At 36.9% G+C, this 22,786-nt stretch carries 25 protein-coding genes, 14 tRNA genes, 1 rRNA gene and 1 pseudogene; 12 read left to right on the plus strand and 29 right to left on the minus strand.

Annotation, left to right across the window (positions count from 1 at the left end; genetic code table 11):
* Nucleotides 1–271: 271 nt before the first annotated feature.
* From G6R02_RS14480 to G6R02_RS14505, 6 genes are all read left to right on the plus strand, one after another.
* Nucleotides 272–1,501: a tetratricopeptide repeat protein gene (locus G6R02_RS14480; protein ID WP_164669966.1), complete on the plus strand. Its 1,230-nt coding sequence runs from the start codon at nucleotides 272–274 to the stop codon at nucleotides 1,499–1,501.
* Nucleotides 1,498–1,674, plus strand: coding sequence for a hypothetical protein (locus G6R02_RS14485; RefSeq protein ID WP_164669967.1), 177 nt, complete (start codon nucleotides 1,498–1,500; stop codon nucleotides 1,672–1,674). The genes G6R02_RS14480 and G6R02_RS14485 overlap by 4 nt, the downstream gene beginning before the upstream one ends.
* A gap of 271 nt (nucleotides 1,675–1,945) precedes the next feature.
* Nucleotides 1,946–2,272 carry an IS66 family insertion sequence element accessory protein TnpA gene (gene tnpA, locus G6R02_RS14490; protein WP_164667672.1) on the plus strand — a complete coding sequence of 109 codons (327 nt, stop codon included), beginning with the start codon at nucleotides 1,946–1,948 and terminating at the stop codon, nucleotides 2,270–2,272.
* Nucleotides 2,269–2,619 carry an IS66 family insertion sequence element accessory protein TnpB gene (tnpB, locus tag G6R02_RS14495; RefSeq protein ID WP_164667671.1) on the plus strand — a complete coding sequence of 117 codons (351 nt, stop codon included), beginning with the start codon at nucleotides 2,269–2,271 and terminating at the stop codon, nucleotides 2,617–2,619. Before tnpA ends, tnpB begins: the two co-directional genes overlap by 4 nt.
* A 67-nt stretch (nucleotides 2,620–2,686) precedes the next feature.
* A complete protein-coding gene (tnpC, locus tag G6R02_RS14500; protein WP_164670433.1) occupies nucleotides 2,687–4,264 on the plus strand; it encodes an IS66 family transposase in 1,578 nt (525 codons plus the stop codon).
* Nucleotides 4,265–4,376: 112 nt separating this feature from the next.
* On the plus strand, nucleotides 4,377–5,438 hold the full coding sequence (locus tag G6R02_RS14505) for a DUF4209 domain-containing protein (RefSeq protein WP_164669968.1): 1,062 nt from the start codon (nucleotides 4,377–4,379) through the stop codon (nucleotides 5,436–5,438).
* Nucleotides 5,439–5,693: 255 nt separating this feature from the next.
* On the opposite strand, the gene G6R02_RS14510 is transcribed toward G6R02_RS14505, so the two are convergent.
* From G6R02_RS14510 to G6R02_RS14570, 13 genes and pseudogenes are all read right to left on the minus strand, one after another.
* Complete coding sequence (locus G6R02_RS14510; RefSeq protein WP_246202576.1) at nucleotides 5,694–5,936, minus strand: GrpB family protein; 243 nt, start codon at nucleotides 5,934–5,936, stop codon at nucleotides 5,694–5,696.
* 277 nt (nucleotides 5,937–6,213) lie between these two features.
* A complete protein-coding gene (locus G6R02_RS14515) occupies nucleotides 6,214–7,032 on the minus strand; it encodes a sugar nucleotide-binding protein (protein ID WP_164669969.1) in 819 nt (272 codons plus the stop codon).
* A 136-nt stretch (nucleotides 7,033–7,168) separates the two neighbouring features.
* Entirely contained in the window at nucleotides 7,169–7,438 is a 270-nt protein-coding gene (locus G6R02_RS14520; protein ID WP_164669970.1) for a cupin, read from the minus strand.
* Between the two features lie 132 nt (nucleotides 7,439–7,570).
* Nucleotides 7,571–7,774: a hypothetical protein gene (locus G6R02_RS14525; protein WP_164669971.1), complete on the minus strand. Its 204-nt coding sequence runs from the start codon at nucleotides 7,772–7,774 to the stop codon at nucleotides 7,571–7,573.
* Between the two features lie 436 nt (nucleotides 7,775–8,210).
* A complete protein-coding gene (locus tag G6R02_RS14530; RefSeq protein ID WP_164669972.1) occupies nucleotides 8,211–8,513 on the minus strand; it encodes a hypothetical protein in 303 nt (100 codons plus the stop codon).
* Nucleotides 8,514–8,675: 162 nt separating this feature from the next.
* Nucleotides 8,676–9,325: pseudogene (locus G6R02_RS14535) on the minus strand (Type 1 glutamine amidotransferase-like domain-containing protein).
* Between the two features lie 142 nt (nucleotides 9,326–9,467).
* Nucleotides 9,468–9,875, minus strand: coding sequence for a hypothetical protein (locus G6R02_RS14540; RefSeq protein WP_164669973.1), 408 nt, complete (start codon nucleotides 9,873–9,875; stop codon nucleotides 9,468–9,470).
* 50 nt (nucleotides 9,876–9,925) lie between these two features.
* Nucleotides 9,926–10,543 carry an NUDIX hydrolase gene (locus G6R02_RS14545; protein ID WP_164669974.1) on the minus strand — a complete coding sequence of 206 codons (618 nt, stop codon included), beginning with the start codon at nucleotides 10,541–10,543 and terminating at the stop codon, nucleotides 9,926–9,928.
* A complete protein-coding gene (locus G6R02_RS14550) occupies nucleotides 10,533–11,186 on the minus strand; it encodes an HAD family hydrolase (protein ID WP_164669975.1) in 654 nt (217 codons plus the stop codon). The genes G6R02_RS14545 and G6R02_RS14550 overlap by 11 nt, the downstream gene beginning before the upstream one ends.
* A 273-nt stretch (nucleotides 11,187–11,459) precedes the next feature.
* Complete coding sequence (locus G6R02_RS14555; RefSeq protein WP_164669976.1) at nucleotides 11,460–12,002, minus strand: hypothetical protein; 543 nt, start codon at nucleotides 12,000–12,002, stop codon at nucleotides 11,460–11,462.
* 243 nt (nucleotides 12,003–12,245) lie between these two features.
* Complete coding sequence (locus G6R02_RS14560) at nucleotides 12,246–12,968, minus strand: cytochrome c biogenesis CcdA family protein (RefSeq protein ID WP_164669977.1); 723 nt, start codon at nucleotides 12,966–12,968, stop codon at nucleotides 12,246–12,248.
* A 238-nt stretch (nucleotides 12,969–13,206) separates the two neighbouring features.
* The gene (locus G6R02_RS14565) at nucleotides 13,207–13,719 is read right to left on the minus strand and encodes a hypothetical protein (protein WP_164669978.1); all 513 of its coding nucleotides are present in this window, start codon (nucleotides 13,717–13,719) and stop codon (nucleotides 13,207–13,209) included.
* Between the two features lie 121 nt (nucleotides 13,720–13,840).
* Nucleotides 13,841–14,482 (minus strand): hypothetical protein, encoded by a 642-nt coding sequence (locus G6R02_RS14570; protein WP_164669979.1) that lies wholly within the window; start codon nucleotides 14,480–14,482, stop codon nucleotides 13,841–13,843.
* A gap of 611 nt (nucleotides 14,483–15,093) precedes the next feature.
* On the opposite strand from G6R02_RS14570, the gene G6R02_RS14575 reads away from it, so the two are divergent.
* The 4 genes from G6R02_RS14575 (at nucleotide 15,094) to G6R02_RS14590 (ending at nucleotide 18,406) form a co-directional block, all read left to right on the plus strand.
* Nucleotides 15,094–15,327: a heavy-metal-associated domain-containing protein gene (locus tag G6R02_RS14575; RefSeq protein ID WP_164669980.1), complete on the plus strand. Its 234-nt coding sequence runs from the start codon at nucleotides 15,094–15,096 to the stop codon at nucleotides 15,325–15,327.
* A gap of 112 nt (nucleotides 15,328–15,439) precedes the next feature.
* On the plus strand, nucleotides 15,440–17,359 hold the full coding sequence (locus G6R02_RS14580; protein WP_164669981.1) for a heavy metal translocating P-type ATPase: 1,920 nt from the start codon (nucleotides 15,440–15,442) through the stop codon (nucleotides 17,357–17,359).
* 163 nt (nucleotides 17,360–17,522) lie between these two features.
* A complete protein-coding gene (locus G6R02_RS14585; protein WP_164669982.1) occupies nucleotides 17,523–17,759 on the plus strand; it encodes a heavy-metal-associated domain-containing protein in 237 nt (78 codons plus the stop codon).
* Between the two features lie 83 nt (nucleotides 17,760–17,842).
* Nucleotides 17,843–18,406: a Dps family protein gene (locus tag G6R02_RS14590; protein ID WP_164669983.1), complete on the plus strand. Its 564-nt coding sequence runs from the start codon at nucleotides 17,843–17,845 to the stop codon at nucleotides 18,404–18,406.
* A gap of 440 nt (nucleotides 18,407–18,846) precedes the next feature.
* Here G6R02_RS14590 and G6R02_RS14595 read toward each other — a convergent pair whose 3' ends face one another.
* The gene (locus G6R02_RS14595; RefSeq protein ID WP_164669984.1) at nucleotides 18,847–19,047 is read right to left on the minus strand and encodes a hypothetical protein; all 201 of its coding nucleotides are present in this window, start codon (nucleotides 19,045–19,047) and stop codon (nucleotides 18,847–18,849) included.
* A gap of 389 nt (nucleotides 19,048–19,436) precedes the next feature.
* Here G6R02_RS14595 and G6R02_RS14600 point away from each other — a divergent pair, with 389 nt between their 5' ends.
* Together G6R02_RS14600 and G6R02_RS14605 are read left to right on the plus strand one after the other, a co-directional pair.
* Complete coding sequence (locus G6R02_RS14600; RefSeq protein WP_164669985.1) at nucleotides 19,437–19,754, plus strand: DUF771 domain-containing protein; 318 nt, start codon at nucleotides 19,437–19,439, stop codon at nucleotides 19,752–19,754.
* Between the two features lie 97 nt (nucleotides 19,755–19,851).
* Complete coding sequence (locus tag G6R02_RS14605) at nucleotides 19,852–20,961, plus strand: tyrosine-type recombinase/integrase (RefSeq protein ID WP_164669986.1); 1,110 nt, start codon at nucleotides 19,852–19,854, stop codon at nucleotides 20,959–20,961.
* 136 nt (nucleotides 20,962–21,097) lie between these two features.
* On the opposite strand, the gene G6R02_RS14610 is transcribed toward G6R02_RS14605, so the two are convergent.
* The 15 genes from G6R02_RS14610 to rrf form a co-directional block, all read right to left on the minus strand.
* Nucleotides 21,098–21,179: transfer RNA gene (locus G6R02_RS14610), tRNA-Leu, on the minus strand.
* A gap of 6 nt (nucleotides 21,180–21,185) precedes the next feature.
* Nucleotides 21,186–21,259 (minus strand) — tRNA-Cys (locus G6R02_RS14615).
* Between the two features lie 16 nt (nucleotides 21,260–21,275).
* Nucleotides 21,276–21,347, minus strand: a tRNA-Gly gene (locus G6R02_RS14620).
* Nucleotides 21,348–21,350: 3 nt separating this feature from the next.
* Nucleotides 21,351–21,425, minus strand: a tRNA-Gln gene (locus G6R02_RS14625).
* A 16-nt stretch (nucleotides 21,426–21,441) separates the two neighbouring features.
* Nucleotides 21,442–21,517: transfer RNA gene (locus G6R02_RS14630), tRNA-His, on the minus strand.
* A gap of 12 nt (nucleotides 21,518–21,529) precedes the next feature.
* A tRNA-Trp gene (locus G6R02_RS14635) sits at nucleotides 21,530–21,603 on the minus strand.
* Between the two features lie 18 nt (nucleotides 21,604–21,621).
* A tRNA-Tyr gene (locus G6R02_RS14640) sits at nucleotides 21,622–21,706 on the minus strand.
* Between the two features lie 26 nt (nucleotides 21,707–21,732).
* A tRNA-Phe gene (locus tag G6R02_RS14645) sits at nucleotides 21,733–21,808 on the minus strand.
* Between the two features lie 26 nt (nucleotides 21,809–21,834).
* A tRNA-Asp gene (locus tag G6R02_RS14650) sits at nucleotides 21,835–21,911 on the minus strand.
* Nucleotides 21,912–21,942: 31 nt separating this feature from the next.
* Nucleotides 21,943–22,019, minus strand: a tRNA-Met gene (locus G6R02_RS14655).
* 173 nt (nucleotides 22,020–22,192) lie between these two features.
* Nucleotides 22,193–22,268, minus strand: a tRNA-Val gene (locus G6R02_RS14660).
* A gap of 11 nt (nucleotides 22,269–22,279) precedes the next feature.
* A tRNA-Glu gene (locus G6R02_RS14665) sits at nucleotides 22,280–22,354 on the minus strand.
* Between the two features lie 10 nt (nucleotides 22,355–22,364).
* Nucleotides 22,365–22,456 (minus strand) — tRNA-Ser (locus G6R02_RS14670).
* A gap of 1 nt (nucleotide 22,457) precedes the next feature.
* Nucleotides 22,458–22,532 (minus strand) — tRNA-Asn (locus G6R02_RS14675).
* A gap of 14 nt (nucleotides 22,533–22,546) precedes the next feature.
* Nucleotides 22,547–22,662, minus strand: a 5S ribosomal RNA gene (gene rrf, locus G6R02_RS14680).
* Nucleotides 22,663–22,786: the final 124 nt, after the last annotated feature.

A 22,786-nucleotide genomic window follows, 5' to 3' on the forward strand; every position in this document is an offset into this window, starting at 1 on the left:
AATTGTTGAAGTTTAATACTACTGGTTATAACTTAACATCACTACCGATGCTTTTGTATTGGGAAATTTAAATTATATTTTAACAAAATCAATCCATTTGGATGACTAATATTAATTTATCGACAAAAATATACAATAAAAGGATAAGTTTCCTTCATTTATAGACAAATTTAGACAGACCTTAATAGAAAAGGTTATAGTTAAATTGATAGTATTTTAAGAAAAATTGACTATAAATATGTTAATATATGTATATAAAGGTGGTATTTATATGATTCTGGGTGAGAGGTTACGTTTTTTTCGAAAAAGCCAACAAACTACGCAAGAAGAAGTTGCGGAAGGTATTTGTTCCGTATCGTATTACAGTAAAATAGAAAATGGGCAAACAACCCCTAGTAATGAAATCATACAATTGTTATGCAATAGATTAGGTATTAAAGATTCTTATCATGATCAAATATTTCTTCAAAGATTAAAAGGAAATGCCCTGAATTTTTATAGGTTGATACGAAATCAGGAAATTAAAAAAGGAAAACAAGTTTATCGACAAATAGTTGATGAATTCTGTGATTCACTTGATCCAGATATTAGTTTAATCACCGGGTTAGTCCAACTGAGAATGGCGTTGTTTGATTCTGACAATAAACAGGCAGCTCATTATTATGATAAAGTTGTAAAATTAAATGAATACCTGGATAGAGAATTGTCCTTTCTTTATTGTAGGGTTTGTGGTCTATATCATTACTTATATGGTGATTTAGGGGAATCATTAAAACTTTATAAGAATGTTGAACAGATTGGAAACTATGAGTTTATTGAAGAAGTTTATTATCAAATGGCATTAATCTATAGTCGCCAAAATAAATTATCTTTTTCCTCATTTTATTTGGAGAAAGCACTAGAAATATTTGTTATTAAAATGGATTATAAACAATGTACTAATTGTAATATTATATTGGGTGTTAACTATCGAAAGATGCAAGAATCCGAAAAAGCGATAGAGTGCTATAATAATATTTTGGTTCAAAATCCAGATAATAAGGAATTGGTAGCTCGAACCCACCATAACCTTGGACTAGTATATTCGAAATTAAAACAAAGCGAAATTGCAATTCAACATTTGCTTAAAAGTCTGTCTATAAAAGAATCCTTAAAAGGTGTATCGCCAGCAAACACAATGTATTTAATTGGCAAAGAGTTCTTTATAATGGATAAAATAACAAAAGCTTTAGAATGGTTAGAGAAAGGCCTTAAAAGTATTCAAGAGTTTGAAAATAAGGATGTATTCATTAAATTAAGGGTTCTTGAACAGCTAATCAACGATCAAATTGTTGAATCCTATATGAATGATGTGGCTATCCCTTTTTTTAAAAGTAAGGGTGAATTGGAAACCGTTTCAGAGTTCACATACCTACTTGCTGGTCATCATGAGAGAAATGAAGAATATAAGAAAGCCTATTTTTTATTGAAAAACCATAAAGAAGGAGGTGTAACGTTGTGACATTATCAAAAAGAATATTTTCATTTTTATTAATCGTAGTTGTCCTGTTTATCGGTAATCAACTATCAACAGTTAATACAAATCAACTATCTAATTCTTATACTAATGGTGAATTACCGGGAACGCTTGGCGATGATGATTTGCCACCGCCTTTAGTACCACCAATAAAATAATAAATATGAAGTGAGCCTTTTTCTATATGACTGGTAATCTAAAGGATGTGGGTTCCATTCTGGATCTAATTAAAAGGATCGTCCCTAATTAAATATATATAGCTTAAATGGTCATTGAAAATTAATGCCTGTATCTTCATTTACTTTTTGATACAGGCTCTTTCTTTGTTCCATGGCTTTGGAATAAAGTAAGCGACAAATAGAATACACGTTTAAATCACAGGGTTACCATGCGATAATCTTCTTAGAAATTAATTCGGGAGGTTATGCAATGACCCTGAAAGACAAAAGAATAGAATGGAAAGCGCGCTATGACGACTGGAAAGAAAGCGGGCAAAGCATTGCTGAATGGTGTCGAGACCAAGAAATTAAGGTCCACCAAATGTATTATTGGGTTCAACGGTTTGAAAGAGATGTCATTTCTCCAGAAACGGAGACAACGGAAACGCAGTGGCTTACTGTTCAAGTGGACGATTACGCTGAAGACCAGGGACCCATCTTTATTCATGTTGATACCATTTCTGTTGAAGTGCGGCCGGGAGCAAATGTCCAATTATTGTCCGATGTCATACATATCTTGCAGAACCAAAACGGATGAACTTTCAATTTGATCGTGTATATCTGGCTCGCGGCAGCACGGATCTACGTAAATCCATTGACGGGTTGGCAGTGATTGTAAAAGAATGCTTTGACCTTGACCCCTTTTCCCCCAGCCTGTTCGTGTTTTGTAATCGAAAACGCGATAAGCTAAAGATTCTGCAATGGGAGAATAATGGGTTTTGGTTGCATTACCGGCGTTTGGAAAGAGGCACGTTCCATTGGCCATCCGAAAAGGAGACGGCGCCAATGAATATTACCCCGCGCCAACTTCGTTGGCTACTGGATGGTTTATCCATTGAACAAAAGCAGGCACACCGGGAAGTCAAAGCACGTACCATTCTATAAAAATTTGAAATATGGAAATATGGGAATTCGACTAGGCAAGTCGGATTCTTTTTCGTATACTTGTCGTATGGAAAATACAGCGCATACATCAAACGAATCAATTGAATATTTTAAAGCGCGTACGGAAAAGCTTGAGATGGAAAATGAAGCGTTGGAGGCGGAATTAAAATGGTACCAAGAACAATTTCGTTTGAGCCAACAACGCAGATTCGGATCTTCCAGTGAGAAGACCGACTCGAACCAGCTTTCGCTTTTCAATGAAGCAGAGACCACAGCTGATTCAACAGTTGAAGAACCAACTGTTGAGACGATTACATATAAACGCAAGAAACAGCGTGGACAGCGCGAACAAAAGCTTGAAAACCTGCCTACGGAAACGATTGAATATTGTTTATCCGATGAGGAACAGTTCTGTTCGTGTTGCGGCGGTGCATTGCACGATATGAGCAAAGAAGTGCGCAAAGAATTAAAGGTTATTCCTGCACAAGTGAAAGTTGTGGAGCACGTGCGCCACGTGTACAGCTGTCGCCACTGTGAACGCTATGAAATTGAAACACCAATTGTGACAGCGAAAATGCCAGAGCCTGTTTTTCCCGGTAGTTTGGCCTCCCCGTCCGCAATGGCTTATACCATGACGCAAAAATATGTGGAAGGGATGCCACTGTATCGGCAAGAGAAACATTTGGAACGCTTCGGTATATCCATACCACGTCAGACTCTGGCTAATTGGATAGCGTACGGCGCCAATGCTTGGCTTGAGCTGATTTATAAAGAAATGCATGCCCGGTTATTGGAACTGGACATGGCCCACGCGGATGAGACGACATTACAAGTTTTATCCGAGCCGGAACGGCCCGCAACATCAAAATCCTATATGTGGCTGTATCGCTCCGGGCATACCGATGTTCCCATCGTCTTGTATGATTATCAACAACCCCGGGCTGGCAAACACCCCCGCCGATTCCTGGAAGGTTTCAAGGGATATCTGCATGTAGACGGTTACCCTGGCTACAACGGCTTAACCAATGTTACCTTGGTTGGATGCTGGGCGCATGCACGCCGTAAATTTACAGAAGCACTTCAGGCACTTCCTGAATCCGCAGCCACTACGTCTGTGAAAGCTAAAGAAGGCTTGGCTTTCTGTAATCAACTTTATGAAATTGAACGTAAATTAAAAGACGTAAGTCCAAAAGAACGCTATAAACAGCGTTTGGAACGCAGCCAACCTGTAATGGAGGCTTTTTTGGCATGGCTTCAAGAACAGACACCACGTGTACTACCCAAAAGTGCGTTAGGCAAAGCAATCAAATATTGTCGTAAACAATGGGAACATTTGGAGGCCTTTTTAGAGGATGGTCGTCTGGAAATTGATAATAACCGTGCGGAACGGTCCATCAAGCCTTTTGTGCTAGGTAGGAAAAATTGGCTTTTCAGTAATACCGCAAAAGGAGCAAGATCCAGTGCGATTATTTACAGTATTGTGGAGACAGCTAAGGAAAATGGATTAAATCCATTCAACTACCTCAGCTATTTGTTTGAAGAACTTCCCAATATGGATACGACGGATAAGGAGCAATTGGCTCAATACCTGCCATGGTCAGCAGCCCTCCCTCAAGAATGCCGCGTTCCTAATAAATCTAAATAAAGCATACTAGAAACCCCCATCTAAAAACTAGGTGGGGTTTATTTGTCGCTTACGTTTAAAAGATGAAGAGGTTTCGAAAATTACTTCCGATTTAGAAAAACGGATTCACAGATTGAGTTTAGAAGATGAGATAAACCCTTGGGCTATTGAAGCAGGAGCAATAAGATTGGCAGGTTACTATAAAAAAAATAATAACCTTGATGATGTAAGAAGAGTGATTAAAAAAGTTGAAGATGCTTATAAACAACATGGTGAAGCAGCTACACCTATGCAGGTTCAAGGCTGGTTGGAACGACTTCACGAACTTTTTACTCAATTTCAGTTGAACCAAGATGCTGAAGAAGTTAGAACGGAAATAAACAAAATCGGTCCAAAGGTTAAAGAAAACTTATCCGCCATTTCTCATTCGATGAAGATATCAGAAAAGGAAATTGATGAATTTGTTAATTCATTTTTAAGTGACGATATAAATAATGACTTAGCTAGGATTTCAGTTAGATTTGTTCCTAAAAAGGATCAGGTGGAACAACAAGTTTTGGATCTATCAAATAGCTCCCCTCTATCTTTTTTAATGCCAAAATCACTACTGGGTGATGACGGTAGAAAAGTCGCTGAAATAGGTGGTATAGAAGATGACCTAGAGGGAAACGTGATTCATCAAATCACTCAAAATTTAAGTATTGAATCATTCTTTTTAAGTAGGATATTAGCCAAACTAAAAGAGCATCATAGACTAAATGCTGACGGCTTTTTAAAAATCTTAATTGAATCACCGGTATTTAGTGCAGAAAGAAAGGAAATGTTGCAAAAAGGCCTTGAAATGTACTTCAGCAAAGATTATGTATCTGCTATTCATATCTTAATCCCACAGATTGAGAGTGCCTTTCGAAGGTTAATATCCTTATCTGGTGGTTCAACTTTAAAACCATCAAAAAATTATGGTGGGTTTAGAGTGAAGTTATTTGGAGAACTTCTAAATGATCCTATCATTGAACAGGTATTTAATGAGGATTTCAAATTATATTTTAAAATGTTATTCAATGACCAAAGGGGATTAAATTTACGAAATAATATTAGTCACGGTTTAAGTAGTATTAATACTTTTAATGAAACAAATGCAAATTTATTAATACACGTTCTTTTTTCCTTATCATTGATTAGAGAGGCTGATTAGAATGTTATATAGCCTTAACATACAGGATATTTATCAGATTCCTATATGCTAAGGCTTTTTTATTCATGACTTGCACTGCAATTTTATAAAGTAAATGCCATTGGCAACCTGTATAAGCGGTGCTATTATTCGTATTCGGTCAACCTATTAATGAAGGACGATAATTCATCAAACGATTGGTTTTATAAAATTAGACATAAAAACATCTCGAAGTATGCCTCAACCGATCTACGAGGAACTTTACTTAGATGTGAATCAAAAAATGACTTGCGTATAGCCAACTTCTTTCATAGGGCAGACGTAGAATTCCTCGTCAGAAGAATCCGGAACAACTAGTAGAATATCAATAATTGGCTTGGCACACAGTCCCGACACTGGAGTTGATTCAACATATTCCACCTGTAACGCCATATTGCCGGGTATGGAACGAATCCTTTTAGACTCTTGTTCGAATAGTTTTAGCCAATCAGAATTATAGTCTAGAAGGGTAATCGGCACACTATGGACTTTACGCTCTCCAATCGTGACCTCCTGAAAATATTCATCATTTTTAGATGTTGGATTTGTCCGGCGTTGATTGTAATTAATCCACCTCCACGTTCTGCACTATAGTTTAGCATGTAAAAGTATCATAATATCTGTGTTATTACAATGTCAAAACCCGTTTCAGACGGACGTACTATTCGATTAGTGCGCCCGATAATGGAAGAGTAATTTATACATATAGACGATCATCTCTTTATCATTCAACACCAATGCAACAACTGATGATATGCTAGCTGACAAGCTCAGAGATAATACTTTGATTTGTATTTTTTGAAAGATCCGGGATTTCGTTTCGATTTGAACGCAATCCAAAATAAAATTTACCTTTCCTTTCGTTAAATAACTTGGATTTCAGTACTTCACTCTCACCCGAAAGTGCATCTATAAGCACTTCGAAAAATGCTTCCTGGGTCATCATATCCACTGATCCTAAGTGAAAAATTCCTTTCAAATCCTTTTCGATAATAAATCGTAATTGCTTTGCCAATTGAGTATCCAAAAGGTTGTTACATTCCAAATTACTGTATGCATCGATTGTCTCCTTACCTTGAATACCTTCCCTGATCAAATTCATTCTTGGAGATTCCTTACCCCAAATTGCCGGAATCCGAATAACGATTGCTCCATCACCTAAAATCTGTTTCAATGTATTCTCGCATTCGATTTTAAAATTTCCATAGTCCGATTCAGCAACAGGAATATCCGTTTCCACATGGTGCCTTGAAAAATCACCATCAAACACATTTGCAGTAGAAAAATAATAAAGACGACTTGAGATGTTTTGTAATTCTAAGGCCAACTGGTTATGAAACTCCAATTGTTGATCGAATTCTCCTCTTAAGCAAGATACAACAATATCTGGCTGAACCGATTTAATAATTTCTTTTAATTTGTCATGTTGTTGAGGTCCCAACTGGAATTGCCTTTTACTAGATAGGCTAGTCGTATTAGAATGAAAAGTACCATATACGTCAAAGTCACTTTTACATTCATCAATGATAGCCTTTCCAATGAGGCCACTGGCACCAATAATCAGTAATATTTTCATGATAACCTCCTGAAAATATTTTTCATTTTTATAAACGAATTATGTAGTTGAAATGATGTGGTTTATTCAACATAATGGCCCGATCGTATTAGGAATAGCATTTATTCCCGATTAGCATCCGATAGTTGAACATCTGTTATTGCTGTAAAGGCATAAACGATGAAATGTTCAACTCTTCGCTTTCTATTACAATTGCAGTTAACCCATTAACTAAACCTTCTCCAGATACAATTAAAAGAAGCTGAGGTACAACTGCTTGGTGATAACCAATTACTCCATTCTTATCTAAATGCATACATCCTATATGTGCTACTTTTTGAGTTTGGGTAATTCGTGACATAATAAAGTCAGAATTGAATTTCGTAATTTTCTTACCTGCTTCTTTCTTAAATTGATAAATTTCCATAAATACCCCCAAAATTATAATTTACTCCTGCTCGTTAACTGAAAAAGACCAAGAAAAACGGACTGATGAACAGTCCATCGTTGTTTAATTCTTGCGCCCATTTGTCGTATAACCATTTATCATAAAAACATATTAGCTATCAAGAATAAATAACAATATCAAATAAGCTATCGCGGCTAATATAGCGGAGGAAAAAGCAAGTTCCTTAAATTTTCGATTATTCTTTTGATTGATAATATAACTAATTGCGTAAATAGCCAACAGGACTGATGAAAACACACAAATAAATCCTATTATCGCTGTAAAGGTATGCCCGAAAACTACTGTACCTATCATTCTTCCTTTCCCCCTTTTCCCTCACATTGTTGTGCCTCTACTAAATGCATATATGCGATATTGGCGCTATTCCTTATTAGGGAAAGGCGCCCGTTAGCTTAACAAGAACTTTTATCATAAAGTCAATAATTCCACACTAACCGTTATTGCTAAAAAAGACCAGATAATAAAGAGCAGAGCAGGTATATGACTAGATATTTCCTCCTTAATAGCGTTAATCAAGCATAGGACAAAACTATAACCAAAAATTAAAAACAGAATCACATATAAAAATAGCAAAATTTCTCTTCCCCCTAATTGTATTAGGATAACTACTGTAAATGCTAATCATCTTAAACAAGCGCCCGATAACAGAAGATTGAAGGCCTATAATAAAACCTCAATAATTGATTTTTAGGTTTTGTGCTAACGCACTCCCTTGGTGAAATATTGATGACTATTTATACTTTTGGGGATTCCGGAAGAAGTCAACATAGTTATATCTTCCTATCAATTCAAAAGTTTTCTCATCCTCATTGAATTCAAGTACAAACATTTCTCCACGCATACCTGAATTGATATTGGTATCAACAATTGCTATTCTATTTTCTGCGAGTTGAACTACTGTCTCACCATTATGCGCACTTACATCCAATGAGGATGGAAAGTTAGAATGAAAAGATGGTGTTGGCTTAAACGCAATTATTGCTAAACATATTAAGATACCCATCATTATAATTTTACTTGTTTTATCAGACACAAAATCCCCTCCCATATACACGAATATATTCCTCGACAATCTGACCCTTATATGCAATATTAGCGCAATTTCTTATTAGTGAATCGCGCCCGTTTGCTTAAGAATGTTCTGCACATCTATGCTTTCTGGATAACGAAGAAAAGCCATAGCCATTCACCACAACTAGAGCGTCTCATCCAATTTCTGAATTTTTGAGTGGGAAATTAAATATACATTGCCAATAATGTCAATTTTGTCTCCCTTTGTACGTACAGCACAATCTTTGTTCGACGCATAAATATTCATTTCTTCCGATAAGGGAGACAGTTCACTTTGAACCAGCGCAATGTTATTTTCAAGATCAAAATGAGACAGGACGGAAAAATCATCAAGCCGATTCCGTCGTAAACAGAGCTTATTTCATCCCCAAAGTTTTTCGAGCATAACCATTTAGCGGACATATTGATCGCACCAGCGCTTGCTCCCATAACAACGGCTCTGCTTTTTTTAATCAAATCCGACAATTCATATTCCATCAAAAAACCATTTAGTTTAAGAATACTTCCACCCAACAAGAAAACGACTGATGCATTTTGAATTAACGTTTGGGCATCTTCCTTCTGTACACGATAATTAATTAAATGATATTCATCAAACATAATGCCGGCCTGATCAAGCCATGAGCGTTCAGTAGCACCATCATCTTCATAAAAAGATGGATTCGAGCTAATCATAACAAGCGATTTTCTATCAGTTATATCCTCCTGTAAAACCCTGCCCAGATTCTCTGGAAAAAAATTGCTAAACCAACCTAAATAATAATGAGTTTTCATAAGTATCCCCCGTAGCAAAGTGTAAATAATATTAATTTCCTGCGTCACTCATTCTGTTTTCTGTCACCAACAAAATGTTCTCAACATGGCCCTATTGTTCAGTATTGACGCAATCGCTTATTTAACAACTGCGCCCGTTTGCTTAATACTGCCAGGCGTAAGCAACGAATACGATAAATAATAGAATAATTAAAACATACTCAACAGCGATACGCTTTTTGCTTTTATTATTCTTTTTAAATTCCCTTTGCTCTTCCTTTTTAATTTCGTTATCTGTATTCGTTGAAATCCAAACTATTGATACTATAATAAGAGTCGCAGCAGCCATATACAGTAGGACATTAAGGTTTACCAGTTCACCTAGAAGAAGAGAACTATATAAATAAACTGCAAAACTTATAGTTACTGGAGCAATAACGAAATTACGAATCAGTAATTTATTTTTAAAACTTTTATGCTCATCAGTAGGAATAAAATCGCTAATATTAGCACCTCCAATAAGTATCTTGTTCCACATAAGGCTCCGATTCAGGCACAGTGCTTCTTCCATAACTGCGCTCCGTTAATTGAAGAAAGCTGTATCTGAGCAGTTTGAAATAGCTAATCGAAAATCGTATTTTTATTTGGGTTTCTTAAACTTTCAAATAGCAATTTAACTTGAGATTCCGTATTCCTGTTTACGGATAGTTGGGGCAAATCCTCTTCACTAAAAAAGTTTACTCCCTTTGTCTCTATGCCCACTTCCGCTTGTCCACCAACAATCTCACATTGGATAAATAACTTATAGTAGTGATAAGGATCAGGTGGGTGCGGATGTTTATTTTTATCCAAAACAGCAAGTACCTTGGTAGGAGTAACGTCAAAACCCGATTCTTCTTTTATCTCCTTTACGATATTTTCAGCAGGAGACAAACCAATTTCACAAAAACCTCCGGGTAAAGACCACCTATCATCAATTTTTTCTTTGACAAATAGGATTTGATTATCTTGAAAGATAACTCCACGAACATCCATTTTAGGTGTTTGATAACCTGTTTCATTTGTGAATAAATTCTTCACTTTTTCCATTTCTAATTCTGTGTATTCTTCCATAATCTCGGCACTTATATCTCGTAGTTCTTCATATCTTTCAATATCATAAACGTCTTTTGAAAAAGTCAATCCTGCTTGTGATAATGATTGTATCCTCTTTGCCCATTCTAACCATTTATAACTCATTTTGAACACCTTTATTAACAAGATCAACAAGCTGCTGAACACTGTCAAAAGAAGAATTGGGTTCAGTATTAAATTCTTGGGTATGATAATCGGGTAACCACTGTACTCCTACCGTATGTACATTTGCTTGATTTCCTGCTTGTATATCAGCATCACTATCTCCAATAAACATAGCTTCATTATTTTGCACACCTAATAAAGATAACGCCTTAATTATTCCTTCTGGATGTGGCTTTGGCTTAACAACATCATCACCTGTTATGATAATCTCAAAAAGCTTATCCATTTGAAGGGCTTTTAAGGAAATATCTAAACTCCTTCTTGCCTTACCGGTAACAATTCCTATTTTAATGCCATTGTCTTTCAGATGCTTTATCATATCATCAATTTCCTTATCAGGTTTAACTAAATTAGAATGATTCTCTGAATACGCTTTATAGTACAATTCAATTGCTTGTTCTTTATTTACATTAGTAAGGTTTTTTCTAATAATACCAGTTTCTGATGGACCAAACATTGCTTTTATCCCATCTAAAGAAAGGTTTTTATTATCAAATTCCTTAAAGACCTTCTGAAATGCATAAGAACAAATTGGTAATGTATTGGCTAAAGTCCCATCAAAATCAAAAATAATAGCTTTCATAAAATTCATCCCCTTTACATTTTTTCTTCCTCCAATATTATCAAATAAAAACAATCAAATGGTGTGAATTCAAAAAAGAATAGATTTTCTACCTTCAGTATAAGAACACTCGATTTAATTAGAGTGAACTTACTGCATTCACCAGTTTTTATTCAACAATCATGGCCGATAATGAACATTAGGGCGAAGCTTCTTTCTTCCGTATAGCGCCCGTTTGTTTAAGTGTAATTCTTAACCATACCAAGTAACTAATTAAAGAATTTTAACCTGTATTTATAATTGATCGACTACAACATTTCCTCCAGCATTTAAAAAGTCTATATTTATGTTATTGAGATTATCTTCATTATTATCGTTCATCATTATCCAAATTCCAGCTTTGTCATTAAGCATAATAATTTCTGCATCTATACCGTTAACTTTTATATTCTTGGTTTCAGTAACTAAATCTTTTGGTATAACTCCGTGGAAAAGATTATTTTTACTTGATTGAACACTTGAATAGGAGTAGTCCCCATTTTCGTTGTGAGAATAATATTTTCGTTTCCAACCAAATATACCCTTTTCAAACTGTACTAATGATACATTGTTTCCTACTTCAAATGGAACAAAAGTGTAATTATCAACTCGATAAAATGCTTTATCACCAATTTCATTCTGAGCCCCATCAGTTTTAAATTCACTATTTATGAATTTTTCAAAAGCCTCATCTACAGTTTTGGAACTTAAATTTATCGTTTCTATAACTGCAAAGATTCCATATATAAAAATAATCGTTGTGACAAATATTAAGGTTGCTTTTTTACGTTTACCCATATAAACCATATAAACCTCCCTTCTCTCAATCTTCTCATCTTTATGGCTTTCTTTAAGAAAGAAAATTGCACCTTAACTTAATAACAATTATTTCAAGTTTCTATTATTTTCACAAAGATTTATTTCGCAAAATGGCCCGACTCAGGAGAGCACGCTCTTATTCCTTTCTTGCGCCCTTTTCTTGAACAAATATTTAATATTCCCCAATCACGTTATTCACAATGATTTCAGTATCTCAAAGGACTAAAACCCTTGGAAATCTCCAAAAATCGGTGCTAATAATGAATTAAAAAGCGAAAACTTATCAAAAAATAAAATAACTCCCATTACGATCATAATTGTGCCACCTATTTTCATAAAAAGACCACTGTATTTTTTTAACCACGTAAATTTAGTAATAAAAAACGCCATTAAGAAAAACGGAATACTAAAGCCTAATACATAAGAAGTCATATACCATAGACCTTGTGATGGATTTGCGCCAACAAGTGCTAATGTAGCTGTTAATATTGGCCCCATACAAGGTGTCCAACCCACTGCAAAAGTTAATCCAATTAACATTGTTCCGATATACCCAGATGGTTTATTTTGAATATTTAGGTTGTGGTCTTTCATTAAAAACTTTGGCTGAAATACCCCAATAATCACAAAGCCAAAGAACACGATTAAAATAGCTCCTATTTGTCGTATCAAATCACCATATTGTAAATACCAAGTCTCTATTAAAGTCGCACTTCCTGTTGTTCCAAAACCCAGGACTAAAAAGATTATTGAGAATCCTAATAAAAAGAAAACTGTATGAAAAATTGCTTTTCGTTGGCCTTTCAATTTACCACTTTGTATCTCTGATACACTCAATCCAGTAATATATGACAAAAACGCTGGATATAACGGAAATACACAAGGTGAAACAAAAGTTAATGCTCCTGCACCAAATGCAAGAAAAATTGAAATATCTGTCTGCATTGTCAATCCACCTAAGGTCAATTATTTTTATTTCAAGTACAAGTAATCGTGCTGTTCCTCCTATTAAAGAAACCTGCTCTTTAACTGAATAACAATTATTTCAAACATCTGTTATTTCCACAAGAAGTTATTCCGTTTAATGGTCCTTATATTCATTTTTGAACCAATACCTTGTTCCTGATTAGCGCCCTTTTCTGGAATAACGGTATTCACTATTTGTAACATCCATTATTTGACGCTATCCAGAGCTTTCCTTCGCTTTATTTTTTCCCTTTAAATTATCAATAAAGAAGATAATACAGGATGCTACTACTGCAATTATGAAATTGCTTGTTTGACTTAAACCAATTATTAATCCAATAGTATAAAAAGCAAGGATTCGTATAAGCAGTATAGCAATATGATAAAATATGTCTTTTCCTTTTCCCGTGATATGTTGTATCAACACCGAAAAGAAGCTATCGACAGTATACAAATAAATAACTAAAACGACCGTTAAAAGCATAAGTTTACTTGTGTTAACGTCTAATGAAAACATTGTGTTAGCAATGTTTGTTGAACCAAACAGTGCAAATAATAATAAAGCAATTACTACAGTAGGAGCTAATCCAAGTATAAATGCAGCTGCAATAGCAGCGAATACCTTTCCTTTTTTCTTTTTAATTTCCTCTTTTTCACCCTTGAAAATCCATATAAACAGCAGCAAAAATGAGATAACAAATACAATAATTATCGGTGTAATGATGGTCATTTATATACTCCCTTTAAAAATTTGAAACACAAAAAAACTAACTTTAAAACTGACTATTTCCTCCAGAATCTGGCACAATTCAGGAATAGCATTTATTCCGTATTAGCGCCCGTTTGTTGCACTAAACAATATTTCTGTGGAAAACTGTAGATGACTTCACCTTCCTGATCAAAAATTCAAACTTCGGTACATCATCAGCAACGACAACTAAGCGAATACGGGGATTACCTTTGCTATCGGACAATTTGATTTCTGCTTCACCGTCACGGTTTTTTACCACTTGTATTCGGTTATGGCCAAGTGCATCATTTTCTTTTAGTTCCTTTATATAGGATTCTTTTTCTTCTTTTGGAGCATTCTCTAATTCGACTAATTTCTCAGCGACATCCGTAATGGGGAAATCCGGCTGATCATTTATTTCCAACCGGACTTCTCTTTTTCCATCTCGTTCAACCATTCCCATCCCAAAGATTTCATTTTGAAGATACGGGTCAAACGTTAAACTTGCCTGCTGGGTAACATAACCTTTATTATCTTTTTCGTTTGCAAAAACTAAACCACCACATTCAATTCCTTCATCATTATAAAAAATAGCGCCTGTCCTCGGTAAACCTTCCCTTTGTACTGGTTTCTCGTTAATCACCAAAGGGACTGAAAAATGCTCTTTGTTGCTTAACGCCATCCGAATCGTCTCGTCCTCATCTACAATGTTCATTCTGCCTACATCAATTTCATCAAATTTTGTTCCCTTTTTCCTGGACATAAATTTAACTCCTTTGTATATGTGCTATTGCTATAGTTCAATACAATTGAGTACAAATCCTTTTAAGGTATTAAAATCTTCTAAATCTAATGGACCTTTCTGCAATATAAAAATATGCTTACACACCCAGGACTGCTGCTTCTTATTCCGGAATGGCTCCATTGACCGAACAACCACTCAAGAGAAGTTAACAAAAAAGAGTCCGTATTTAGGCACTCTTAGTTACTATCACTGTTTTTTAAAATATAAAGTTCTTTTTAACCTTGTCGACAATAAAATCTATTTCATTAATTCTTGATTCATTGTTTAATTCAACCTGACCACCAACACCTCCCAGTTTTTCATCAACAGTATCAAACGATTATGCATTAATTGAACATTATCTTCTCCAAAAATACTCGCTAGTTCCGCAATCGGGGGCTTCCAGGAAAGTGAATAACAACAGAGTGGAAAAAACGAGGTAACTATACATGGTTGCTTCGTTTTTTTATTAGAATTTGTTCGAAACTTGACCGCAGTCAATTATTATTAGCTGGAAATACTCTATAGTTGTAAGTGTAAAAAGAAAACAAAAGAATTTTATTAAATAACTTGTAAAGGAGAAATATATTATGCAAAAAGCAATCATTCAATTAGAAACTTTATCCTGTCCGTCGTGTATTCAAAAGATTGATCATGCAGTAAAAAAACTGGAAGGTGTCGATCCGAACAGCGCGAAGGTTCTGTTCAACTCCAGTAAGGTCAAGGCGAATTTCGATGCTGAAACCGTTAAAATTGAGAAGCTGGAAAAAGCCATTGAAGACTTAGGCTACTCCATTATCAAAACGAAAGTAAAAGCTGCTTAATTCAAGAACAATAAACATTTTCAAAACTTGACCGCACTCAATTATTATTACCCAACATCATTCTATACTGGAATCATCAATTAAACAATAATTAAATCTGGAGGGAAACAGCATGCAGGGATATATTTTAGGGAAGAAAAATCAAATTACGCTGATCAGTGCCATTTTGATTGCCCTTGGCTTCTTTGGTCGATTTGGTCTAGATAACATGTTCATTTTCAACTGGTCGCTCATCATTGCATCGATTCTCGGAATCGCACCGATTGCCATTCAAGCGTATCAGGCATTAAAAGTAAAAGTTGTCAGTATTGATGTATTAGTCACCATTGCCGTTATTGGCGCATTGCTCATTCAAAACTATGAAGAATCAGCAATCGTAACGTTCTTATTCTTATTTGGCGCTTATTTGGAACAACGTACTTTAAACAAAACCCGTTCCGCCATCAAGGAATTAACCGAGATAGCCCCGGAAAGTGCATTGATCCAAATGGAAAATGGGGACTTTGAAGAAGTAGACGTGGATGATGTAGATGAAGACGATATCTTGTTAGTAAAAACTGGTGCAAAAGTGCCCGTAGACGGAACCGTGTTGACGGGTGAAGGGCATCTCAATGAAGCAAGTATTACCGGTGAATCTGTACCAGTAAGTAAAACAAAAGATTCTGAAGTATTTGCAGGAACCATCCTGGAAAATGGAACCCTTCAAATTCGAGCAGATCGAGTCGGGGAAGACACGACCTTTGGCCGCATTATCGAGTTAGTGGAAGAGGCGCAGGATTCTAAATCAGAAGCTGAACGCTTTATTGACCGGTTTTCCAAATATTATACGCCAGCTGTATTAATTCTTGGTGCCATTGTCTGGCTGTTTACTCAAAATGTGGAACTGGCCATCACGATTCTCGTATTAGGTTGTCCTGGCGCACTTGTTATCGGGGTACCTGTATCCAACGTTTCCGGCATTGGAAATGGTGCACGAAACGGTGTGCTGTTAAAAGGCAGTGAAGTCATCACGGACTTTAGCAAGGTGGACACCATCATTTTTGATAAAACAGGAACATTGACAGTCGGAAATCCTGAAGTAGCGGAAAAGGAATTTTATGGAAATAATACAGAGCAAATTCTCGGATACTTGGCCAGTGTGGAACGCGAATCAGAACACCCGTTGGCAAAAGCTGTCCTTGAGGATATTGGTGAAACAACCTTCTCTACTGTGGAAGAAACCGAAGTTGTAAAAGGCGAAGGGGTTGTCGCAAAAGTGGACGGCCATCGTGTCGTCGTTGGTAACGTCGCACTAATGGAAAGAAAAAATATTCTATTGAACAAAAAGGCCAGAAAAGATATCGAACGCTTTGAACAAAACGGGAACTCACTCGTTCTCTCTGCGGTCGATGGAGAATTAAAGGCACTGATGGGCATTCGCGACCAAATTCGCCCAGGTGTGAAACAGGATCTTCAAAGATTGAAAAAGCTTGGCGTGAAAAACCTCGTCGTCTTGTCCGGGGATAACCAGGGAACGGTCGATTTAGTTGCTCGTGAATTGGCATTAACAGAAGCACATGGACACATGCTGCCGGAAGGAAAGTCAGCTTATATTGAAGAAATGCAGGCAAAAGGGCAAATCGTTGCCTTTGTCGGTGACGGTGTAAATGACAGCCCGTCCCTCACCTTAGCGGATATCGGGATTGCCATGGGAAGCGGAACAGATGTTGCGATTGAAACATCTGATGTCGTCCTGATGAACTCGGACTTCAGTCGCTTGCCGCATGCATTAGGTTTGACAAAAGCAACCGCTAGAAACATGAAACAGAACATCACCATTGCAGTCGGAGTCGTGTTCGTCTTGTTAGCAAGCCTGTTATTTAGTGAATGGATGAACATGTCAATTGGCATGCTGGTTCACGAAGCAAGTATCCTGGTTGTTATCTTCAACGCGATGAGATTGCTGAGGTACCATTTAAGAGGCAGTAAGTTTCATAATGATATCAAAACACAAAAGAATGCAGAAACAGCGAACGCAGATAAGGCTGCTTAATCATACTGGGGAAGTATTCTTCATGAAGCAGAACAACTTCCCCGACATATTTAATCAAATTTGACCTGCGTCAATTTCAAAAGATGGAACCTCAGTTATACTTAAAATGTAAAGAGAAATAGGTGGAACAAAACGTCTCAATTATAAAAAGGAGAGATACAAAATGCAAAAAGCAACAATCCATTTAGAAACCTTATCTTGTCCATCCTGTATGCAAAAGATCGAGAATGCAGTCAAAGGATTGAACGGTATCGAGAAAGACAGCGTGAAAGTGTTATTCAACTCAAGTAAAGTAAAAGCCAATTTTGACTCAGAAGCCGTAGCAATAGAAACAATCGAAAAGGCGATTGAAGACCTGGGATATCCAGTTATCAAATCAAAGGTGAAAGCCGTCGCCTAAGTTACAATTAAAATGTAACCCACTTCCACAGTTTGTTTCATAACAGTGACAGCAAATAGTAAACATAATAGGAGGAATAGAACATGGCACAAAACAAAACACCGCAAGAAAGACTGCAAGAAGAACAAAAGCACAAAGAACACGTACACCACACAAAAATCAACGCAGCAGCCATTGCAGATCATATTTTGGGAAATATTCATACAATGCATATAAAGTTGCACCAGTATCATTGGTATGTGAAAGGGCCGCATTTCTTCAGTCTTCATGACAAATTGAAAGAAATGTACCATACAAACGAAGAATGGTTCGATAAAATTGCGGAACGCTTGATCGCTTCTGGCCATAAACCAGCTTCCACAACCGCCGAATTCGTAAAATATTCCATGCTTTCGGAAGATCCGGCTGACAAGTATTTGAAAGCGGAAGAAATGATTGAAATTGTGATCGAAGATTTCAGGAACACCCGTGGTTTAACCATACGCGCTATCCGTTTGGCACAAGAAGAAGACGATGATGCGTTAGAAGATACACTGATTGCTTTCAAAGAACATTTTGACGAAAATATCTGGATGCTGCAAGCATACCTTGGCAAAGAAGCATTGGAAGACGACGATGATTTTGAAGTGGATGATGACGAAGAATAAAACTTCCTTTCGCAACTGACTGGAGTGGATATATTGGCCATTCTGCTGGCGTCATCAAATTATTTTCTCTGGTAAGAGGGATCAATAAGGACTGGGATTTTTCCCAGTCCTTACGTAATTCTCTTCAATATATTATTTAGTTATCTTTTAAATCACCCTTGCACGCTTTTATAAATTCTTCGCTGTAACCGCGTATGTTTTTGATTCAATTGCAATATCGCTTAGAGATGGCCGCTTCCTTCTCTAATGCTCCTCTGATTTTGACCATAATGTTTTCTCCGTTCCAGAATCATTTATAATATCTCAATTGCTTTTTATTCAACTTTTCTACCCTATCGCTAATACCAATTATTCCAAAACAATTAGTTCAGTGCAATCATTTTCACAAAAATTAAGACACCTAACTTATTCAAGATAGGCGCCCGATTGAGGCATATTTTTTATTCCTCTATATCAACCAATTCAGCCTTAAGAATTTGATATTTAACTAGTTCAACTGTTTGGCCTTGTGTATTTTCCACAGGGATAAAATCAGTCGCAATCCCCGAGTAATTACGACTGATTGAACCCTCAATTCGTATGTTTTTAAACTGCTCTCCATCGGACATTGTAATGTCATAAATATGAATTTTTTTCGCCATAATATCCTCTCCTTTTAAAATTTTATATGCCACAAATTGGCCCGATTGCGGAATACTACTTTTTCCATAAAATACCCTTTGGACACATCATATCCAAAAGGATAAACCTTCGCAACTTTATTCCAAACCCACATCAATCCTTTTAACGTTTGAAAATTATTTTATTGACAGAAAATAAATATTATGATTTAATATCCATAATCTAATTTTACTTTTAAAAACATAGCATCAAATAATTAAATATAAAGGGAAGCCCCCTAAAAGTTCACACGTTGGGTGTGTATCTTTTAGGGGGCTTTTTATTTTGGGAAGGTGATTATCCAGCAAATAACTAGCTCTACCTGTGTAGCTATTTTAAAGATTTCATATGTTCTTTGGAGGAAGATAATATGCAAAAATTATCAGTTAACTTAACAATACCGATACCGTCAGATTCAGTTCTCATTTCTAAGATCGAATTACAAGAACTAAAGAAAAAGGAGCTAACCGGAGTATATTGGTCTATGAAAGACCTTGAGGAAAAAATTAATCGAAAAAATGAATGGATTAAAGAAAATATTCTTTATCCTGCCAAGTTCCGAAAGGTTCTTGATATTGAATATAGGGGATTCGTATTTTATCCCCAGAAAAAAGGCCAGACGTGGTCGTTCCATGCATTAAAGATGTCCAATTTCTTAGATAAGAATTTTCATAGGATATTTTCCTAACATTAGATTATCGAACATTTGCTATTCATTACAAAGCTAAGTTAAGATAAGGAAGACCCATTGGCCACCCTTATCTTTTAGGGGAAGGGGTGGATTTATGGCTAGCATACAGAAAAGAGGAAACACTTATCAGTACACTGTGAGTCGCTTGATTAATGGAAAATCAAAACCAATAAGAAAAGGAGGCTTTAGAACCAAGCATGAAGCTAGAGTTGCAGCTTCTGAAATTGAAGTTCAGCTGAGTAAAGGTATACTTCCACACTTAAAACCAGCTCCTATAGATGAATACTTTGAAAAATGGGTTAAACTGTACAAATCAAATTTATGTGGTACCACCCTAAAACATTATGAGTATACACTAAAGGCGATTAAAGATTATTTTGGAAGCAAACCATTACAAGAAATTAAAAGGCACGAATATCAGCTGTTTTTAAATAAATTCGGTTCCAATAAATCTAAGGAAACTGTTGAAAAATTAAATACTCATATTCGTGCTTGTGTAAAAGATGCGGTTGAAGAACAAATAATTCACCATGATTTTACAAGAAAAGCTGTATTAACTTGGACAACATCTGGAAAAAAACCTAGCGATAAACACTTAAATTTCAAAGAAAGTGAACGGCTTTTAAATGAAATATGGGACAACCTGGATAAAGGCTTAACTTATTCCTTATTACTGCTAGGTTTAACTTCAGGAATGCGTTTTGCAGAAATGGTGGGATTAACTAGAAAAGATTTCGATTTTGAAAATAACGTTATTACTATTAATAAAACCTGGGGCTATATGAAAAGGAACCCCAAAGGTTTCGGACCAACCAAAAATGAACAATCCAATCGTACAATTAAAATGGATCAACTAACTATGAATCACTTTAAGCAAATGTTTAAATCCACTCCCACTAACTTGCATCAATTAGTGTTTTATAGTCCTGGTTCCAAATACCAAGTAATAAGTAATACAGTTGCAAATAAGCTATTAAGAAAATTATTAAATGATCTAGAAATTAATCCCGTTACTATACATGGATTAAGACACACTCATGCCAGTGTTTTACTTTACAAGAAGGTATCAATTCATTATGTTAGTGAACGTTTGGGACATAGTGACATTGAAACAACACTAAAGGAATATACACATGTTATTAAGGAATTACGTGAGGAAGATGAGATGGGTACTGTTAATACTTTTGAGAAGATGATTGTGTAAAATTTGTGTAAAATCGTTTCATTTTCTATCGTTTTCTATCGTATTTCCAAAAAATAGAAAAAACTCATAAACATTGATATATCAACGTTTATGAGCCAAATATAATTTCTTAACTGAAGCAAAATTTACCTAAAAGTACCGGTGGCCGGGGTCGAACCGGCACTCCAGAAGGAACACGATTTTGAGTCGTGCGCGTCTGCCAATTCCGCCACACCGGCATATGTTGGAGGCGGTAACCGGATTTGAACCGGTGATAAAGGTTTTGCAGACCTCTGCCTTACCACTTGGCTATACCGCCAAAAGTGAAGTAATAGAGCGGAAGACGGGATTCGAACCCGCGACCCCCACCTTGGCAAGGTGGTGTTCTACCACTGAACTACTTCCGCAAATGGCTGGGCTAGCTGGATTCGAACCAGCGCGTCACGGGATCAAAACCCGTTGCCTTACCGCTTGGCTATAGCCCAATAAAATTAACTTTTATGGGGCGACCGGTGGGGATCGAACCCACGAATGCCGGAGCCACAATCCGGTGCGTTAACCACTTCGCCACGACCGCCATCATAGAAAATGGCAGGGGTAGTAGGAATCGAACCCACATCAAAGGTTTTGGAGACCTTCGTTTTACCATTAAACTATACCCCTATCAAGTCTTATATTAAATGGTGGAGGGGGAGAGATTCGAACTCCCGAACCCTGAGGGAGCGGATTTACAGTCCGCCGCGTTTAGCCACTTCGCTACCCCTCCATATATAATAAACAACTATACAAAAATGGTGGCTCGGGACGGAATCGAACCGCCGACACACGGATTTTCAGTCCGTTGCTCTACCGACTGAGCTACCGAGCCGCTAAGTATTATTAATTTATGTAAAATGGCGGTCCGGACGGGACTCGAACCCGCGACCTCCTGCGTGACAGGCAGGCATTCTAACCAACTGAACTACCGGACCAAATTATGTAATGTGGAAGTTTAAAATAATTTGGTTGCGGGGGCAAGATTCGAACTTGCGACCTTCGGGTTATGAGCCCGACGAGCTACCAGACTGCTCCACCCCGCGGTGTAAGAAAAATATTGAATTGGTATTCCCTGACGAAAGAAGACTGTTCGTCGTGTTGCATGTTTTTCGGGGAAGTTTCACTCCTCACAAGCCTGCACATGGAAGTTTTCCAAAGATGTAAGCGGCTTGCTCCACCCCGCGGTGTAAAAAATATTGAATTGCAATGAACTTAATGGTGGAGGATGCAGGGCTCGAACCTGCGACCCCCTGCTTGTAAGGCAGGTGCTCTCCCAGCTGAGCTAATCCTCCATGTAAGTAAGTGGTGACCCGTACGGGATTCGAACCCGTGTTACCGCCGTGAAAGGGCGGTGTCTTAACCACTTGACCAACGGGCCTAAATAAAAGTGGCGGAGAGCGAGGGATTCGAACCCTCGAGACCACGGTAGCGGCCTACACGATTTCCAATCGTGCTCCTTCGACCACTCGGACAGCTCTCCATGGCTCCACAGGCAGGAATCGAACCTGCGACCGATCGGTTAACAGCCGATTGCTCTACCGCTGAGCTACTGTGGAATGGAATTAAATTTGCCTGGCGGCGTCCTACTCTTGCAGGGGCAAAGCCCCAACTACCATCAGCGCTGGAGAGCTTAACTGCTGTGTTCGGCATGGGAACAGGTGTGTCCTCTCCGCTATTGCTACCAGACAAGAAATATGTAAAACCAAGTGATCTCATGATTTTTCGTGACAACCAATATTATAATTGTTTCTCAAAAAAAATCAAGCAAAATCCATAAATAAATATAGGGAATTATACCCTGAAAACTAAA

The sequence above is a fragment of the Virgibacillus doumboii genome, from assembly GCF_902806455.1.
GTDB lineage: Bacteria > Bacillota > Bacilli > Bacillales > Amphibacillaceae > Lentibacillus > Lentibacillus doumboii.

Bases quoted from the DNA above. Each gene is read 5' to 3' on its own strand.
- G6R02_RS14565 (WP_164669978.1), bottom strand. From the start codon at position 13,719: ATGACCATCATTACACCGATAATTATTGTATTTGTTATCTCATTTTTG.
- G6R02_RS14575 (WP_164669980.1), top strand. From the start codon at position 15,094: ATGCAAAAAGCAATCATTCAATTAGAAACTTTATCCTGTCCGTCGTGT.
- G6R02_RS14525 (WP_164669971.1), bottom strand. From the start codon at position 7,774: ATGATAGGTACAGTAGTTTTCGGGCATACCTTTACAGCGATAATAGGA.
- G6R02_RS14590 (WP_164669983.1), top strand. From the start codon at position 17,843: ATGGCACAAAACAAAACACCGCAAGAAAGACTGCAAGAAGAACAAAAG.
- G6R02_RS14480 (WP_164669966.1), top strand. From the start codon at position 272: ATGATTCTGGGTGAGAGGTTACGTTTTTTTCGAAAAAGCCAACAAACT.
- G6R02_RS14605 (WP_164669986.1), top strand. From the start codon at position 19,852: ATGGCTAGCATACAGAAAAGAGGAAACACTTATCAGTACACTGTGAGT.
- G6R02_RS14585 (WP_164669982.1), top strand. From the start codon at position 17,523: ATGCAAAAAGCAACAATCCATTTAGAAACCTTATCTTGTCCATCCTGT.
- G6R02_RS14580 (WP_164669981.1), top strand. From the start codon at position 15,440: ATGCAGGGATATATTTTAGGGAAGAAAAATCAAATTACGCTGATCAGT.
- G6R02_RS14540 (WP_164669973.1), bottom strand. From the start codon at position 9,875: ATGGAAGAAGCACTGTGCCTGAATCGGAGCCTTATGTGGAACAAGATA.
- G6R02_RS14545 (WP_164669974.1), bottom strand. From the start codon at position 10,543: ATGAGTTATAAATGGTTAGAATGGGCAAAGAGGATACAATCATTATCA.
- G6R02_RS14570 (WP_164669979.1), bottom strand. From the start codon at position 14,482: ATGTCCAGGAAAAAGGGAACAAAATTTGATGAAATTGATGTAGGCAGA.
- G6R02_RS14600 (WP_164669985.1), top strand. From the start codon at position 19,437: ATGCAAAAATTATCAGTTAACTTAACAATACCGATACCGTCAGATTCA.
- G6R02_RS14550 (WP_164669975.1), bottom strand. From the start codon at position 11,186: ATGAAAGCTATTATTTTTGATTTTGATGGGACTTTAGCCAATACATTA.
- tnpA (WP_164667672.1), top strand. From the start codon at position 1,946: ATGACCCTGAAAGACAAAAGAATAGAATGGAAAGCGCGCTATGACGAC.
- G6R02_RS14560 (WP_164669977.1), bottom strand. From the start codon at position 12,968: ATGCAGACAGATATTTCAATTTTTCTTGCATTTGGTGCAGGAGCATTA.
- G6R02_RS14595 (WP_164669984.1), bottom strand. From the start codon at position 19,047: ATGGCGAAAAAAATTCATATTTATGACATTACAATGTCCGATGGAGAG.
- G6R02_RS14555 (WP_164669976.1), bottom strand. From the start codon at position 12,002: ATGGGTAAACGTAAAAAAGCAACCTTAATATTTGTCACAACGATTATT.
- tnpC (WP_164670433.1), top strand. From the start codon at position 2,687: ATGGAAAATACAGCGCATACATCAAACGAATCAATTGAATATTTTAAA.
- tnpB (WP_164667671.1), top strand. From the start codon at position 2,269: ATGAACTTTCAATTTGATCGTGTATATCTGGCTCGCGGCAGCACGGAT.
- G6R02_RS14520 (WP_164669970.1), bottom strand. From the start codon at position 7,438: ATGGAAATTTATCAATTTAAGAAAGAAGCAGGTAAGAAAATTACGAAA.
- G6R02_RS14515 (WP_164669969.1), bottom strand. From the start codon at position 7,032: ATGAAAATATTACTGATTATTGGTGCCAGTGGCCTCATTGGAAAGGCT.